The 16,234-nt window shown below is 61.1% G+C and carries 15 protein-coding genes; 11 read left to right on the top strand and 4 right to left on the bottom strand.

Annotated features, from left to right (window positions below; all coding sequences use genetic code 11):
* Nucleotides 1–11 precede the first annotated feature (11 nt).
* Nucleotides 12–1,352 (bottom strand): flavin-containing monooxygenase, encoded by a 1,341-nt coding sequence (locus NCS67_RS28345; protein WP_250437555.1) that lies wholly within the window; start codon nucleotides 1,350–1,352, stop codon nucleotides 12–14.
* Nucleotides 1,353–1,527: 175 nt separating this feature from the next.
* Here NCS67_RS28345 and NCS67_RS28340 point away from each other — a divergent pair, with 175 nt between their 5' ends.
* The 6 genes from NCS67_RS28340 to NCS67_RS28315 all read left to right on the top strand — a co-directional run bounded on the left by NCS67_RS28340 (nucleotide 1,528) and on the right by NCS67_RS28315 (nucleotide 8,101).
* On the top strand, nucleotides 1,528–2,454 hold the full coding sequence (locus NCS67_RS28340; RefSeq protein WP_008346221.1) for a LysR family transcriptional regulator: 927 nt from the start codon (nucleotides 1,528–1,530) through the stop codon (nucleotides 2,452–2,454).
* A 154-nt stretch (nucleotides 2,455–2,608) separates the two neighbouring features.
* Entirely contained in the window at nucleotides 2,609–3,739 is a 1,131-nt protein-coding gene (locus NCS67_RS28335) for an aromatic ring-hydroxylating oxygenase subunit alpha (RefSeq protein ID WP_250437554.1), read from the top strand.
* Between the two features lie 19 nt (nucleotides 3,740–3,758).
* The gene (locus tag NCS67_RS28330; protein ID WP_175980277.1) at nucleotides 3,759–4,940 is read left to right on the top strand and encodes an ABC transporter ATP-binding protein; all 1,182 of its coding nucleotides are present in this window, start codon (nucleotides 3,759–3,761) and stop codon (nucleotides 4,938–4,940) included.
* A 1-nt stretch (nucleotide 4,941) separates the two neighbouring features.
* Entirely contained in the window at nucleotides 4,942–5,988 is a 1,047-nt protein-coding gene (locus tag NCS67_RS28325; protein ID WP_250437553.1) for an ABC transporter substrate-binding protein, read from the top strand.
* A gap of 26 nt (nucleotides 5,989–6,014) precedes the next feature.
* Nucleotides 6,015–7,268 (top strand): ABC transporter permease, encoded by a 1,254-nt coding sequence (locus NCS67_RS28320; protein ID WP_250437566.1) that lies wholly within the window; start codon nucleotides 6,015–6,017, stop codon nucleotides 7,266–7,268.
* Between the two features lie 14 nt (nucleotides 7,269–7,282).
* Nucleotides 7,283–8,101 carry an ABC transporter permease gene (locus NCS67_RS28315; protein ID WP_008346213.1) on the top strand — a complete coding sequence of 273 codons (819 nt, stop codon included), beginning with the start codon at nucleotides 7,283–7,285 and terminating at the stop codon, nucleotides 8,099–8,101.
* Nucleotides 8,102–8,866: 765 nt separating this feature from the next.
* Here the strand turns inward: NCS67_RS28315 and NCS67_RS28310 are convergent.
* Nucleotides 8,867–9,598, bottom strand: coding sequence for a Crp/Fnr family transcriptional regulator (locus tag NCS67_RS28310; RefSeq protein ID WP_008346211.1), 732 nt, complete (start codon nucleotides 9,596–9,598; stop codon nucleotides 8,867–8,869).
* A 774-nt stretch (nucleotides 9,599–10,372) separates the two neighbouring features.
* Here NCS67_RS28310 and NCS67_RS28305 point away from each other — a divergent pair.
* On the top strand, nucleotides 10,373–11,227 hold the full coding sequence (locus NCS67_RS28305) for a class II aldolase/adducin family protein (protein WP_250437552.1): 855 nt from the start codon (nucleotides 10,373–10,375) through the stop codon (nucleotides 11,225–11,227).
* Nucleotides 11,228–11,354: 127 nt separating this feature from the next.
* Here the strand turns inward: NCS67_RS28305 and NCS67_RS28300 are convergent, their stop codons facing one another.
* A complete protein-coding gene (locus NCS67_RS28300) occupies nucleotides 11,355–11,792 on the bottom strand; it encodes a YqaA family protein (protein ID WP_008346207.1) in 438 nt (145 codons plus the stop codon).
* Nucleotides 11,793–12,148: 356 nt separating this feature from the next.
* Here NCS67_RS28300 and ppnP point away from each other — a divergent pair, with 356 nt between their 5' ends.
* The 3 genes from ppnP to NCS67_RS28285 all read left to right on the top strand — a co-directional run bounded on the left by ppnP (nucleotide 12,149) and on the right by NCS67_RS28285 (nucleotide 14,479).
* A complete protein-coding gene (gene ppnP / locus NCS67_RS28295) occupies nucleotides 12,149–12,469 on the top strand; it encodes a pyrimidine/purine nucleoside phosphorylase (RefSeq protein ID WP_008346204.1) in 321 nt (106 codons plus the stop codon).
* Nucleotides 12,470–12,615: 146 nt separating this feature from the next.
* The gene (locus NCS67_RS28290; protein ID WP_250437551.1) at nucleotides 12,616–13,632 is read left to right on the top strand and encodes a type IV toxin-antitoxin system AbiEi family antitoxin; all 1,017 of its coding nucleotides are present in this window, start codon (nucleotides 12,616–12,618) and stop codon (nucleotides 13,630–13,632) included.
* Nucleotides 13,610–14,479 carry a nucleotidyl transferase AbiEii/AbiGii toxin family protein gene (locus tag NCS67_RS28285; RefSeq protein WP_250437550.1) on the top strand — a complete coding sequence of 290 codons (870 nt, stop codon included), beginning with the start codon at nucleotides 13,610–13,612 and terminating at the stop codon, nucleotides 14,477–14,479. The genes NCS67_RS28290 and NCS67_RS28285 overlap by 23 nt, the downstream gene beginning before the upstream one ends.
* Here NCS67_RS28285 and NCS67_RS28280 read toward each other — a convergent pair.
* Nucleotides 14,476–15,492 carry a 1-aminocyclopropane-1-carboxylate deaminase gene (locus NCS67_RS28280; RefSeq protein ID WP_250437549.1) on the bottom strand — a complete coding sequence of 339 codons (1,017 nt, stop codon included), beginning with the start codon at nucleotides 15,490–15,492 and terminating at the stop codon, nucleotides 14,476–14,478. The two genes, NCS67_RS28285 and NCS67_RS28280, sit on opposite strands and share 4 nt — an antisense overlap.
* 151 nt (nucleotides 15,493–15,643) lie before the next feature.
* On the opposite strand from NCS67_RS28280, the gene NCS67_RS28275 reads away from it, so the two are divergent.
* Nucleotides 15,644–16,171 (top strand): Lrp/AsnC family transcriptional regulator, encoded by a 528-nt coding sequence (locus tag NCS67_RS28275; RefSeq protein ID WP_250437548.1) that lies wholly within the window; start codon nucleotides 15,644–15,646, stop codon nucleotides 16,169–16,171.
* Nucleotides 16,172–16,234 lie beyond the last annotated feature (63 nt).

The following is a 16,234-nucleotide window of genomic DNA, read 5'->3' as shown; positions in this document are numbered from 1 at the left end:
ATAGTTTCTGATCAGTTGACGCCCATCTCGCTGACCTTGTGGACGCGCGATGCATCGGCCACGCCTTCTTCGCGCTTCGTCTCGACAGCACGTTGCGGCGCGTCGTAATAAGCGAGGTATTTGCGCTGCGTGGCGATGTGATCGGCGATATGTTTCGCGTCGTGCCAAACGCCCCAGATGAACGCGGAGCCGCGCCGCGAAAGCCACGGCAAGCCGAGAAAATAGATGCCCGGTTCTTTGGCGACGCCACGTTGATGTTTCGGCTTGCCTTTGTCATCGAATGCATCGACTTGCAGCCAGTTGAAATCGACGGCATAACCGGTCGCCCAGATGATCGACGTAACACCCGCTTGCGCGAGATCGAGTTCGAGAAGCGGATGCGTCATGCATTCCGGGTCGGCGGGAATATGGCGCGCTTCGGGCTCCTCGGGCAGATCGAGGCCGTTGCGTTGCGCATAGGCATCGGCGGCATCGAGCAATGACAAATAGTTCTCGTCGCCGCGACGGATGTTATCCGCGAGATCGGCTTCGAAGCTCACGCGCGTATCGTCGAACGATTTCGTCAGACCGACGAGCGTGATGCCCTGATGCGCGAGGCGCCTGAAGTCCACCGTATGGCCGCCGCGCGCGCCGCTCACGGCAATGGTCACATGCTCGCGGCCCGGCTTCATCACTTCCGCGTCCCATTCGCCGAGCACGCCGAGCCACCAGCAGAAATCGCGTCCGCGATATCCGCGCGGCGGACGATCGTGCGCGCCGACCGACAGATACACGCGCCGGCCCGCGCGCTGCAATTCATCGGCGATCTGCACGCCCGACGATCCCGCGCCCACGACGAGCACGCCGCCTTCGGGCAGTTGCTGCGGATTGCGATAGTCGGCGGAATGGATCTGCGTGAGCTTTGCGGACGACGGCGCGATCGGCGGAATCACTGGGCGCTGAAACGGACCCGTCGCGACGACCACGCGATTCGCTTCGATGGTTCCGTCGGATGTATCGACGGTAAAGCCCGGCCGCCCCACATTGCGCACGACCTTCTTCACTTCGACGCCGGTGCGAATGGGCGCATCGAATTTCTTCGCGTACTCGACGAAGTATTCCGCGACCTGATCTTTCGATGCGAAACCATCGGGGTCGAAATCCGCGAACTCGAGATTAGGGAAACGATCGTGCCATGCGGGACCATTGGCGACGAGCGAATCCCACCTGCCCGTGCGCCAGCGTTCGGCGATGCGATCGCGTTCCAGCACGAGATGCGGCACGCCGAGCTTGCTCAGGTGTTCGCTCATCGCGACGCCTGCCTGGCCCGCGCCGACCACGAGCGTGTCGATAGACGTTGTTTCCACTGTCATGGCTATGTCCTTCTGAAAGGCCGTTGTATCCGTGATGTCTTCGTGAAAATCTACGCGTCCCGATCGAATCCGAAAAATATATTTAAAAAATGCACGGCATCGGATTTGGCTATGCAATGAATTTTGAGCACTTCACAATGCGGCTCATCGAAGCTCCATTTCCGGAATGTCATCGATGGAAAGCCATCCCTTGCGCTATTCGCTGCGGCAATTGCGCTACTTCGTGGTCGCTGCCGAAGCCTTGTCCTTCACCGCCGCCGCGAAAAAACTGCATATTTCGCAGCCGTCGATATCGACCGCCCTCGCCGATCTCGAAGCATCGTTCGGCGTGCAGCTATTCATTCGCCATCATGCGAGCGGTCTGTCGCTCACGCAGGCCGGCCGCGATCTGCTCGGGCAAGCGCGCAATCTGCTGAAGATCGCGGAAGAACTGCAAATGGCCGCGAAAGAAATGGATGGCGGCATGACCGGCTCCATCGCGCTCGGCTGTCTCGTGTCGCTCGCACCGCCGTTGATGCCGGGACTCATCAGCCGCTTCACGGCGGGGCACGCGGGCATTTCGTTTCGCACGGTCGAAGCGCATCAGGACGGCTTGTTGCGCGGCCTGCATGACGGTTCGCTCGATATCGCCCTCACCTATAGTCTGGACTTGACCGAGGACATCGCGTTCACGCCGCTGCTTTCGTTGCCGCCTTATGCGATCTTGCCGAAGACGCATCGGCTTGCGCGAGCGCGCAAGGTATCGCTCGCCGATTTGCAATCGGAGCCTTACGTGATGCTCGATCTGCCGCATAGCCGCGAGTATTTCGCCGCGCTCTTCGATGCGGTCGGCAGCCGTCCCGTGCCCGCGTTCCGGTCATCGCAACCGGAAGTCGTGCGTGGCATGGTGGCGAACGGCCTCGGCTATAGCATCCTCAACTTTCCGCTGAAGTCGAATCGCACGGTGGATGGCGAGGACTTCGTGATTAAGCGCTTCAAGGACAACGTCAACGCGACTACGTTAGGCATCGCGCAATCTCGCACGATGCGTCCGCGGCAAGTGGTGCATCGCTTCTCGTCGTTCTGCGAGAACTATATTAGGCGACTGCATATCGATACGTGAAGTTATCGGCGCTGCATAGATAAAAGCTTTGCTTTGTATCCGAAAACAATATTTTGGCTGGCAATTTGGCTTGATAGATTGATGTCCATGTCGAGCGCAATGCGGTCAAAGCCCGCGCCAGCGCGCTCTCACGAGTTGAGACAAGGAGGGCTTCATGATCGCAGTGGACACGCTCATCGACCAGTTACGGTCGAATTGCGAACGACCATTCAGCGATGCGCACGCCATGCCGCCTGGCGTCTATACATCGCCCGACTTCCTGTCACTCGAAGAGCGCGAGATCTTCGCGCATGAATGGCAATGGGTCGGCCGCGCGAGCGCGTTGAAGGAACCGGGCGATTACCTGACGGCGCAGATCGGCGCGCAGCCGATCGTCGTATTGCGCGACGAGCAGATGCAGCTCAAGGCGATGTCGAATGTGTGCCTGCATCGCATGTCGGTGCTGCTCGAAGGGCGCGGCAACAAGCGGCGCATCGTGTGCCCGTATCACGCGTGGAGTTATGGACTCGACGGCGAATTGAAGGGCGCGCCGCTCATGGACCGGCAAGAAGGCTTCTGCAAGGAAAGTTATAGGCTGCCCGCCGTGCGCTGCGAGGAATGGCAAGGCTGGATCTATGTGACGCTCGATGAAAGCGCGCCGCCCGTCGCAACGCAGCTAGCCGAACTGAGCGAATTGATCGGCGCGTATGGCATGACGGACTACATCGAAACTTTCTATGAAGAGCATGTGTGGGATACCAACTGGAAGATCCTCGCCGAAAACTTCATGGAAAGTTATCACTTGCCAATGCTGCATCGCGCGACCGTAGGGCCGCATTCGAAGCTCGAAGAGATGGAATGTCCACCGGGTTATCCCGCGTTCAACTATCACTGGATCACGAAGGAAGCGAGCTTGCCCATTGGCAATGCTCATCCGGATAACACGCGTTTAACGGGTCATTGGCGCAAGACGACCGCACTGCTCGCGATCTATCCGACGCATCTCGTCACGCTTACGCCCGGCTATTTCTGGTATCTCGTGTTGCAGCCGCGCGGCGTCGGGCAAGTGCATATCCGCTTCGGCGGCGGTCTCGCGCCTGAATTCATCGCCGACGCGGAAGCGAACGCGCATATGTCGACATTGAAGAAGCTGCTCGACGAAGTGAACGCGGAAGACAGGCGCGGCGTGGAAGCGGTGTTTCGCGGCGTGCATGCGCCGCTCGCGAAGCCCGGAAATCTGAGCCACCTTGAACGGCCCAATTTCGACTTTGCGCGCTATATCGCGACGAAGCTCGCACAGCACTGAAAGACAGGACACGAACACGATGTCAGCCCCTTCCTTCATCTCCTTCTCCGGCGTGAGCAAATCGTATGACGGCGCGCATTACGTCGTGGAGGATTTGAACCTCGACGTGCGCAAGGGAGAATTTCTTTCGCTGCTCGGTCCGTCCGGCTCGGGTAAAACGACGACGCTGATGATGCTCGCGGGCTTCGAAACGCCGACGCAAGGCGAGATTCGTCTCGATGGCAGGCGTCTCGACGACAAGCCGCCGCATCAGCGCGACATCGGCATGGTCTTTCAGAACTACGCGCTCTTTCCGCATCTGACGATTGCGGAGAACGTCGCCTTTCCGCTTTCCGTGCGACGCGTGAGCCGCGCCGAGCAGAAGACGCGCGTGAAGCGCGCGCTGGAGATGATCGAGTTGCCCCATCTCGCGAACCGGCGACCCTCACAGCTTTCCGGCGGGCAGCAGCAGCGCGTCGCGCTCGCACGCGCGCTCGTGTTCGAACCGAGCGTCGTGCTGATGGACGAGCCGCTCGGCGCACTCGACAAGCGCCTGCGCGAAACGATGCAATACGAAATCATGCGGCTGCACCGCGAGCTTTCGCTGACGATCGTCTACGTGACGCACGATCAGGCCGAAGCGCTGACGATGTCGGACCGGGTCGCCGTCTTTTCCGATGGCCGCATCCAGCAGGCCGCGACGCCGAGCGAGCTTTACGAGAACGCGCAGAACGCGTTCGTTGCGAACTTCGTCGGCGAGAACAACGGGCTCACGGGGCGCGTCGTCAGTGCGAACGGCGAATGGGCGACGCTGGCGCTATCGGACGGCAGCGTCATTCGCGGACGCTGCGAGCACGGCCTGCGCGCCGGCGATGAAGCGATGCTCGCGCTGCGCCCCGAACGCGCGCACATTCCCGGCACGGAAGACGCGCACGCGGACGAGCACAGCAACGTCGTGCGCGCACGCGTCGAGGAACTCGTGTACTGCGGCGATCATCATCGCGTGCATCTGAAGCTCGGCTCGCGCGATTCCATCGTCGTCAAAGTGCCCAATACCCAGCGTCACGCATTGCCCTGCGCAGGCAGCACGATCGATATCGCGTGGCGTCACGACGACTGCAAGATTCTCGCGATGATGGCGCCAAAAAACGCGCCCGCGATTGCCCCGAGCACACCGCCCTCACCTTCTCTCATCCCGACCGCACCCGCAGGAGCCAACTGACATGCGCAATCACATCAAAGCACAATGCGCCGCACTCGCAGTATTTGCATTTGCAACTATCTCGACACAGGCGGCGGAGACACTCTCCGTCGTGACGTTCGGCGGCGCGTTCGAAGCCGCCGCCAAGAAAGCCTGGTTCGAACCGTTCACGCAGGCAACGGGCGTGAACTTCTCGACCGAATCGTATGACGGCGGCCTCGCCAAGCTCTCCGCGATGGAGCAGGCGAAGAACACGACGTGGGATCTCATCGATCTGGAAACCAACGACGCGATCACCGCATGCGATGAAGGCCTGCTGCAGAAGTTCGACAAGAAGACGCTCGGCAAGACGAGCGACTTCATCCCCGGCTCGATCAGCGATTGCGCGGTTGCGAGCATGGTGTGGTCCACGGTCTATGCCTATGACGCTAGCAAGCTGAAGACCGCGCCGACCACTGTCAACGACTTCTTCGATTTGCAGAAATACCCCGGCAAGCGCGGCCTGCGCAAGTCGCCGAAGGTGTCGACGGAATGGGCGCTGATCGCCGATGGCGTCGACCCGAAAGATGTCTACAAGGTGCTCGGCACGCCCGCCGGCGTCGATCGCGCGTTCAAGAAGCTCGACACGATCAAGAAGAACATCGTGTGGTGGGAATCGGGCGCGCAGGCGCCGCAACTGCTCGCCGATGGCGCGGTCGTGATGGTGCAGGCGTACAACGGCCGCATCGACGACGCCGCGAAGAAAGACAACAAGCCGTTCAAGGCCGTGTGGGACGCGCAAGTCTACGACTTCGAGTGGTGGGCTATTCCGACGGGCGCGAAGCACGCCGATACCGCGGCGAAGTTCATCGTGTCGCAAGCGCAGCCGAAGGCATCGGCGGATCTCTCGAATTACATCGCGTATGCGCCGCCGCGTAAGGATGCGGTCGCGCTCGTCGACAAGCAGCGACTCGCCGACATGCCGACCGCGCCGGATAACTTCAAGCGCGCGGTGCAGATCAACGCGAACTTTTGGGCCGACAACGCAGATCAGATCAACAAGCGCTTCCAGGTCTGGCTCACGCAATAACGCTGTTCATGGATGAGAGTAACGACATGCCTGCATCGATTCACGCGCACGCCGCCGGTTCTCCGACGAGAGCCGATGGCCGCGCCTCGTATCAAAGAGCGCGCCGCCGCGCATCGGTGCAGGCGTTGTTGCTTGCCTTGCCGCTGATCGTGTTTTTGCTGTCGACGTTCATCGCGCCAATCGCGATGCTGCTTGCGCGCAGTGTCGAGAACAAGGAGGTGCCGGACAGCATGCCGGCGCTCACTCGTGCTCTCGATGCCTGGGACGGCCGCGGCGTGCCCGATGAACATCTGTTCGCGCTGCTCGCCTCGGGCCTGAAGGATGCGCAACAGAACGGGCAACTCGGCACCGTCGCGCGCAGGCTCAACTTCGCGCAGCCCGAGTTTCGCAGCTTGCTGATGCGGACCGCGCGCAGCGTGCGCGAGGAGACGCCGCCCGCGTGCAAGCCGGTTTTGATCGACATGGATGAACGTTGGAATTCGCCGGAGATCTGGCGTCTGTTGAAACGCGCGGCCACGTCGCCGACGCCGGACTATCTGCTTGCCGCCGTCGATGCGCAAGTGACGCCGCAAGGCAACGTCGCGTTCGTGGCGGATAACTCGTCGGTGTATCGACAGGCGTTTCTGCGCACGATATCGATCAGCGCGTCCGTCACGCTGCTGTGCCTCGTGCTCGGTTATCCGGTCGCATGGCTGCTCGCGAATCTGCCGACGCAAAGCAGCAACCGCCTGATGCTTTTCGTGATCGTGCCGTTCTGGACGTCGCTGCTCGTACGCACGACTGCGTGGTATGTGTTGCTGCAGCCGGGCGGTGTCATCAATGGCCTCTTGACGGGACTCGGTCTCGCGACGCATCCGCTGCCGCTCATCTTCAATCGCACGGGCGTGTTGATCGGCATGACGCATGTGTTGCTGCCGTACATGATTCTGGCGATCTTCTCGGTGATGAAAGGCGTGTCGCCGGTCTATCTGCGCGCGGCGCAATCGCTCGGCGCGCATCCGTTCACCGCGTTCGTGCGCGTGTACATACCGCAGACGTTGCCGGGTGTCGGCGCGGGATGCTTTCTCGTTTTCGTGCTCGCGCTCGGCTACTACATCACGCCCGCGCTGCTCGGCGGCGCTGGCGATGAAATGATCAGTCAGCTCATCGCGCTGCAGACGAATACGCAGCTCAATTGGGGGCTTGCGGGCGCGCTCTCGGCGTACCTCGTGATCTTCACCGCGATCTTCTATTTCCTGTTCAACCGCATCGTCGGCATCGACCGGTTGCGCTTCGGTTAAGGGGCCATTCTTCCATGACGGAATCACGCAACAGGGTGCTGACCGAACGCATCGCTTCCCGATGGGTGCGCGTGCATACCGCGCTCGTGCTGTTCTTTCTCGTCGCGCCGATTCTCGCGATCATCCCTTTGTCGTTCAATTCGGGATCCTACTTTTCTTATCCGTTGCAGGGGTTTTCGTTGCGCTGGTATGAGCAGGCGCTCACGAGTCCCGACTGGCAGCGCTCGCTTTTGAACAGCATCGGCATTGGTGCGGCGTCGACGTTGATCGCGACGTGTCTCGGCACGCTTGCAGCGCTCGGCCTTTCGCGTTCGCAGTTTCCGCTGCGCTCGGTCATCATGCCGATCATCATTTCGCCGATGATCGTGCCGATTGTCGTTGTCGCGGCCGGCTTCTATCTGATCTTTGCGCCGCTCGGGCTCGTCAACTCTTATCCCGGTGTGATCTTCGCGCATGCGGCGCTTGGCACGCCCTTTGTCGTGATTACCGTGACGGCGTCGTTGTTGTCCTTCGATCAAAGTCTCTTGCGTGCTGCGTCGGGGCTCGGGGCGACGCCGTGGATCGCCTTCCGGCGCGTGACCTTGCCGCTCATTACGCCGGCTGTGGCTACCGGCAGCGTGTTCGCGTTTGCTACTTCGTTCGATGAAGTTATCGTCATTCTCTTTATCGGCGGGCCGGATCAGCGAACCGTGCCGCGGCAGATGTGGAGCGGTATTCGCGATTCCATCGATCCTTCCATTCTTGCTGTTGCTACGATGCTGATCGTGTTTGCTGTTCTGCTCTTTGCCAGCATCAATTGGTTGCGGGGGCGGGCTAGTCGGGCTCTTGTTTGAAGTTTGAATCGCCCTCTGTTCGCCGTGCTTTCGCTTTCGCCGGATCCCGCTTTCGCGTCGGTCTATTGGCACTGCCCCTGTGCGGGGCGGCACTCACTTTCTTTGCCGTCGACCAGAGTTAGCGCTTTAGTGCTTACTCTGGTCCTGTGCAAAGAAAGTAAGCAAAGAAAGCAGCTACTGATGCCCGCGGTCACACGCAATTTGGGTAGTTCTCTCGTCCTAGGCGGCACTCGCCTAAAGAGTGCCCTCATAGGCCCAACCGGGCTTGGCTCGCGCACGGTCTGCCACATCGCACCACATAACAAATGGGTTCAGCACCAAATAGCTCCGGCCCGCTTCGCGGCCGACCGGTCAATCGGGTCCGCGCGTGCTTCTCTACTAACGTCTCCATCTCACTGCAATCGCCGCCCCCTTGGTTTCCCTTGCATAGCCGGCGGCAGCGCGTAGCGCTGTGCCGAAGCTCTTTCGGGCTGAACCAGTGTCCTTGGAAAACTAGCTCGTCAGACCGTGCGCGATCCAAGCCCCGTTATTGTGATGAGGGCACTCTTTAGGCGAGTGCCATCCGCGACGAGAGAATTACCCAACGCGCGTGTGACCGCGGGCCTGAAAAGCTGCTTTCTTTGGTTGCTTTCTTTGCACAGGACCAGAGTAAGCACTAAAGCGCTAACTCTGGTCGACGGCAAAGAAGGTGACTGCCGCCCCGCACAGGGGCAGTGCCAATAGATCACTAAGAAAGCGGGATCCAGCGACAGAACCAAAAACAGCTTAAGCCAACGCCTCGGCCGCACGCCGCGGCAACATCCGATCAAACTCGCGCTTAACGATGCCATAGCACTCACAAGCCCGCTCCTCGAGTCCCGCACGATCGAGAATCTTGATACACCCACGGCTGTGATGAATCAGCCCCGCATCGTGCAGCTTGCCAGCCGCCTCCGTCACACCTTCACGGCGCACGCCGAGCATATCGGCGATCATCTGCTGCGTCACACGCAGTTGATCCGACGGCGTGCGATCCGTCTGAATCAGCAACCAACGGCACAGTTGCTTCGACAGCGAGTGATGACGATTACACGCGGCCGTCTGCGCCACTTGCGTCAGCAGGGCTTGCATGTACAGCAACATCACGCGGCGCAGAAAGTCGGAACGGCCGAAGTGCTCACGCAACGCACCCGCGCTCATGCGATACGCAAAGCCCGCACATTGCACCTGCACGCGCGTCGGCATCGTGTCGCCGCCCGTCAGCACCGGAACCCCCGACATTCCCTCACGTCCCACCGCCGCGACTTCAACGGAACCGCCGTCTTCCATCGTATGCAGCAGCGAAATGATCGCCGTAGTCGGGAAATACACGTGGTGAATGCGCTGCCCGGAATCGCACAACAACTGCTCCGTGCGCAACTGGACCAGCTCGAGATGCGGTGCGATAGCCTGCCATTCCTGCGCCGGAAGCGCGCCCAACAGATGATTGCCGTGCAGATCGGATTGAAGTGTCAACATTTTTCTTAGTCTCGTGCGTTTGCGCTTCGCGCTTTTGATTTCTTCTGGCTCGCAACAGGATTCGCGCATGCATCTGATGGCATACATCGAACCTGTTGCGTCCAGCCCCGTAGTACGAACCCGCTGCTTCTTCTTGTTTGATACCGCAGCGATGTTCGTGCGTGGTCATACATTAGCGAGAGGTGTGCCAGCGAACGCCAATCCTTATACCAACAGGACTTTGCGCGATTCCCCACGCAAAGCGCGGAGAACGTGCGCTCAAGTACGAACAAAATTGATTCACCCGTGAAAAGCGACCTTCAGACGGATCGCGGGCGATGGCGGCAGAACGCCAAACGTTTTCGTCTGGCGAATGTCTTGTCAGAGCAGGCTCCGCCGATGCGCTCATCTAGCGAAACGAAGCCAATCGGAGGCTCGAAAGCCTTGTCGTAGCAGAAACAGCCCGCACGCTAAAAATGTTGCAAAGGTGGTTAACGGCGATGCGCGTCGTTTTTAAAGCCCCGATGCCGAGTCGCGCGAAAGCCTTATGCGACGCGCGTCCGCGGGATTCTCAGAGGCTTGGCACAGGATGCGGACGTGAACCGCCGCGGTTTCGCGGCGCGGCGAAAAATGTTGCATCGCCTAAACCTCGGTGAATTTCGAATTCGGCAGCCGCTTCAAACCTTTGGCGCATGAATGTGACTCATGCCACGTTGAACAACCTTCGTTTGTGCGCAAGCATCGCTACCGGCACCATGCGTGACATACCCACTTCTATCCGCATGGAGCGAAAAGATGAGCGACGTCATGGAGACCCCCGCAAAGACCGCCGATCAGGCCATCGATCTCAGGGGCCGCGTATCGATCTATCAGCCGGAGCAGCAAGGCTTGATCTTCCCCGAGCTGCCCACGTTTGCGAGCCACGCGGAACATCGTCAGTACCTGAAGGAGCGCCTCGTCGCCGCGTGCCGCGCCTTCGCGCTGCAGGGCTTCGATTACGGGTTCGCGGGCCATCTCACCGTGCGCGATCCGGAGCATCCGTCGCTTTACTGGACCAATCCGATGGCCGTCCACTTCGCGCAAGTGAAGGTGTCTAACCTGATCTGCGCGGATCATCAGGGCAACGTGGTCGAAGGCGATTACGCGGTCAATCGCGCGGGCTTCGTGCTGCACGCGGCCGTGCATGAGCAGCATCAGGACATCGTCGCGATGTGCCACGCGCATACCGTCTACGGCACCGCCTTCGCGGCGCTCGGCAAGCCGCTCATTCCGATGTCGCAGGACGCGTGCGCGTTCTTCGAAGACCACGTCGTGATCGGCGATGAAGCCGGCAAGGTCGCCGTCGAAGTGAAGGGCGGCAACAAGGTCGCGAATGCGTTCAAGGGCGTGAAGGCCGCGATCCATCAGAATCATGGCCTACTCACGGCGAGCCGCCACAGCATCGATTCGGCGGCGTTCTGGTTCATCGCGCTCGAGCGTTGCTGCCAGCAACAACTGATGATCGAAGCGACCGGCATCACGCCCAAGCTCGTGCCCGAAGACCGCGCGCGCTATAGCCGGGAGCATGTGGGCAGCGACTACATCGGCTGGCTGCACTTCCAGACGATCTGGAACGATCTCGTCGCCACGCAGCCCGACATGTTCGACTGATTCCATTATGTTGCAGCCCCTCGCCTTCGGAGAAAGGCGAGGCGATTCCCCATGACTACGTCGAGACAAGCGTTCCCGGCGTCGCCTGGGTATCAGCGCGCGGACACATCTGAAGATGCCGACCGATCTAGATCAATCGCATCGTCACAGCCGCCAAGACAAGGTAACGTCCGAGCTTCGCAACCGTGACCAACGCGACGAATGGCAGAAGAGGCTCACGCATCACCCCAGCCAGGAGAGTAAGAGGATCACCAATGACGGGCGCCCAACTAAGCAAGAGCGACCATTTCCCTAAACGTTGATACATGCGCTGCGCGCGGTCCAATTTCTCGTCTGACACTGGAAACCAGCGGCGGCTCTTGAAGCGCTCGATGTATCGCCCCAAAACCCAATTGACCAGTGAACCCAACACGTTGCCGATCGTCGCGACCAGTATCAACGTTGCAGTTGAATAGCTTTTACTCAGCAGCAAGCCCACAAGCACAGCCTCCGATTGAAGAGGCAGAAGGGTGGCTGCGCCGAATGCGGCAAGGAACAATCCTCCGTATGCCGACAGCGTCAGCATGTCTTGAAGGGCATGCCAGCGCCTCGAATCGCTATTGCCATGGGTCTGTCCGAACTAGCTATTGATCGGCCAATAAATAGATGAAGCGAGAGATCGCTAACGTTGCCAACGCGAGCAGAAGTTGGTTCGCGATTCTATCGTATCGGTTTTGGAACTCTGACAATCGCGGTTTATCCCTGAAACGCTCTCGCGACTGTCTTGCCTCCACATGCGGTTGCATTCGGTCCTGATGCCGAAACGGCTCGTGAATCGCTGATTCTTCTTGCTGGCTCGAAACAGGCGATGCGATGTGAGTCGCATCGCCTTTTTTGTATGATGGCGGACCATCCCTCGCAACCGTCCAAAGGACCATCATCATGACCGCCGCAACGCAATTCGATCAGGTTTCCGTCATCAAACGCGCCAATGTCTACTTCGACGGCAAGTGCGTGTCGCACACGGTTCTCTTCGCCGATGGCACCAGGAAAACGCTCGGCGTGATCCTGCCGGGCACGCTCAACTTCGGCACCGACGCGCCCGAACTCATGGAGGTGCAGGCAGGCCAGTGCCGTATTCGGCTCGACGGCAGCGATGAGTGGAAGACGTATAAGGCGGGCGAATCGTTCTCGGTGCCGGGCAAAAGCCGATTCGATATCGACGTGACGGAAACGCTGGATTACGTTTGTAGTTATCTTTGATTGGCGTGAAGGGGAAATGCGGTGTCGGGTAGAGATTCCGCACCTCATGATTCTTAGAGTGGATTTCGGCAAGACGAACTCCGTCCAACTTTTATCTCTGTCCACGTTTCGTGTACACTGACCAAAATTGGACGCCCAACCCGCCGATGCCACCCACCGACCAACTCGCCGAAGCCGCCGCAGCCGCCTTCACGGAGGCGACCGGCTTCGCCGCACGCAGCGTCAAACCACCCGCGCGCGGCGGCTACGACGCCGCCATCGAATTCCGCGTCGGCGGCGCGCGCTTCAAGCGCCCTGTCATCGTGCGGGAAAACATCGACCGGTTCAGCGCGTTATCCGCGTTCAGCGCCTCGGTCGCGCAGAACGGCGGCGCGAAACCCGCGCTCGTTACCGCGCATCTCTCACCCGACATGGTCCGCGCCTGCCGCGATCTGAACGTCGATGCCCTCGATCTCGCCGGCAACGCGAGCGTCATCGAAGGCGATGGCGTCGTCGTGATCGTGTCGGGCCGTCCGCGCGTCGCGCACGGCAAGGCGCGCCGCTCGAAAACTTGGACGAAGTCGACGTTGCGCGTCACGGCCGCCCTGCTCATCACGCCCGCGCTGCTGCAACGGGGCTATCGCGATATCGCGCAACACGCGGGCGTGAGCCACGGCACGGTGCAAAACGCGGTGCGGGCGCTCATCGATCATCGCGATGTATTCGAGCGGCCCGACGGCGCCGGCCTGCAAATCGCCGACAAGGAACGGCTCATCGACGAATGGGTGACGCTGTATCCGCGGCAATTGCGCGAATCGCTGCTGATCGGGCGTTATCGCGCGGAGTCGAACGACTGGTGGCGCGACGTGCCCGGCCTGCCGGGTCAATGCCAGTTCGGCGGCGAGCCGGCCGCAGCGATACTCACGGAATACCTGAAGCCCGCGACCGTCACCGCGTATTGCGCCGACGCCGCGCCGCGCGAATGGATCAAGGCGGCGCGGTTGCGGCCCGATCCCGCCGGAAACGTCGAATTCCTGCGCGCGCCCGTGGCGCTCGCGCCCGTCGATGGTCTTCCGCCGAACGTCGTCGCGCCGCTCATCGTCTATGCGGATCTCGTCGCGAGCGGCGACCCGCGCAATCTCGAAACCGCCAGGATGCTGCGTGAACGCTATCTTGCCGCTTGAACTGCTGCCGCATCGCCCGCTCGCCGGCGTCTTTTCCGCGATGCTGCGCGAAGTCGTCGCCGCGTCGCACGCGACGAACATCGCGTGGTTCGTCGGCGGCGCGAGCGCGCGCGACATCCTGCTCACGCACGTCCACGACATCGAGGCGACGCGCGCCACCGCCGACGTCGATATCGGCATCTCGATTCAAAGCTGGACCGGCCACGACGCGCTGCGGCAAGCGCTCGTCGCGTCGGGGCATTTCACCGCGCCGAAAGGCTCGGCGCATCGGCTGAATTTCAACGCGCCGCAGACCGGCGAGCGCACGTGGCTCGATATCGTGCCCTTCGGCGGCGTGCAGGACGCGCACGGCGAAATCGCGTGGCCGCCGGATGGTTCGGTGCGGATGAACGTCGCGGGTTTTCGCCAGGCGCTCGATGCGGCGCTCGCCGTGCGCGTCGCGCGCGATCTCGTCGTGCCGGTCGCTTCGCTGCCCGCGCAGGCGATGCTGAAGATCATCGCGTGGCAAGACCGGCACGCCGCCGACCGCAAGGACGCGATCGACCTGCTCTTTCTGATGGCGCGTTACGCTCAAGCCGGCAACCTCGATCGTCTTTATGCCGATGCCTTCGATCTCGTCGAGCGCCACGGACACGATCCGGATATCGCGGGCGCGGCGCTTCTCGGCCGCGACACGGCCGCGCTCGTCGATGAAAACCTCCGCGCGCAGATTCTCGCGATCCTGCGCCCCGGCGATCCCGCGCCGCCGATCCTCACGCACATGCTCGGCTCGCGCATGCCAGTCTTCGAAGCGGATACGTCGGAACGCGTCGCCGCATTGTTCGACGCATTCCGCAGCGCGTTCTAGCCGTTGCGAAACAGATAGCTGTACGCGTTGAGCGCGGGCACCCCGCCGAGATGCGCGTAGAGCACTTTCGAGCCTTCGGGGAATTCGCCGTTGCGCACCATCTGGATCATGCCGTCCATCGATTTGCCTTCGTAGACGGGATCGGTCAGCACGCCTTCGAGCCGCGCGCACAGACGGATCGCCTCGAGCGTGCCTTCGTTCGGCAGGCCGTATTCGGGGCCGCCGAAGCGCGTATCGAGAATCACGTCGTCGCGCGTGATGTCCTGGCCGAGATCGACGAGTTCCGCTGTGTGCTTCGCGATCCGCAGAATCTGCTCGTGCGTCTGCGCCGGTTTCGCCGATGCATCGATGCCGATCACGCGCCGCGCGCGCCCATCCGCCGCGAAGCCGACCACCATGCCCGCCTGCGTGCTGCCCGTCACCGAGCAAACGACGATGTAGTCGAACTTGAAGCCCAGCTCCGCTTCCTGCGCGCGCACTTCCTCCGCGAAGCCGACGAAACCGAGGCCGCCCAGCGGATGCTCCGAGCAACCCGCCGGCACCGGAAACGGCTTGCCGCCCGCCGCGCGCACGCTTTCCATCGCGTCCTGCCAGCTTTTGCGGATGCCGATATCGAAGCCATCGGCGACGAGGCGCACGTCCGCGCCCATCATCCGCGACATCTGGATATTGCCGACGCGGTCATAGACGGCATCGGAGTAATTGACCCAGTTTTCCTGCACGAGCACGCACTTCATGCCGAGATGCGCCGCGACCGCCGCGACCTGGCGCGTCTGGTTCGACTGCACGCCGCCGATGGAAACCAGCGTGTCGCAGCCTTCGGCGATCGCCTCGGGAATCAGATATTCGAGCTTGCGCGTCTTGTTGCCGCCAAACGCGAGGCCGCTGTTGCAGTCCTCGCGCTTCGCGTACAACTCGACCTTGCCGCCGAGATGCGCGGACAGGCGCTTGAGCGGCTGAATGGGCGTCGGTCCGAACGTGAGCGGATAGCGGGGAAAACGTTGCAGATTCATGTCGGCATCCTCGTGATGGTGGGACTGCATGACAGAATCGTAGAGATTCTCGTGACGGATCGGGTTGCGAAAAAATGCCATTCGGCCTAACGTTTTTGGACGCGAGACGCTGTTCGCTAACTTTTATTTCGTACAGGAGCCCATTGAAGCAATGAAAAAAACCGCATCCGCTCCAAACCCGCATCCGGGAAGCGTCCAGACCGATCGCGTCGATCGCGCGATCCTGCGTCAGTTGCAGCGCGATGCGTCGATCTCGAACGTCGCGCTCGCGGAGAAGGTCAATCTGAGTCCGCCCGCGTGTCTGCGGCGCGTCGAGCGGCTGCGCGAAGCGGGGCTGATCCGCGCGACCGTCGCGCTGCTCGATCCGAAAGCGCTCGATGCCGGCATGCTCGTCTTGATCGGCGTGATCCTCGACCGCTCGACGCCCGATTCCTTCGACGCCTTCGAGAAAGCCGCGCAGAAAGTGCCCGGCTGCATGGAATGCCACGTCGTGACCGGCGAATTCGACTTCTTCATGCTGATCCGCACGCGCGACAGCGAAAGCTTCAACCGGCTCCACGCCGAAAAGCTGCTCTATCTGCCGGGCGTGCGGCAGATCCGCACGTTCGTCGTGTTGCGTGAGGTGCTTTCGACGACGGCGTTTCCAATCGGCGAATCGGCGGGAACGCGGGCGGTGTAGCGTCGGCGACACTTTTGCGAAAGACCTGCTGAAAAATTACGCTACGATTCAGGGTTTTCCATG

Origin of the sequence: Caballeronia sp. ATUFL_F2_KS9A (genome assembly GCF_023630765.1) — a bacterium.
Classification (GTDB): domain Bacteria; phylum Pseudomonadota; class Gammaproteobacteria; order Burkholderiales; family Burkholderiaceae; genus Caballeronia; species Caballeronia zhejiangensis.
The sequence above is the reverse complement of the archived record's forward strand: the minus strand, read 5'-3'. Positions and strand labels throughout refer to the sequence as shown.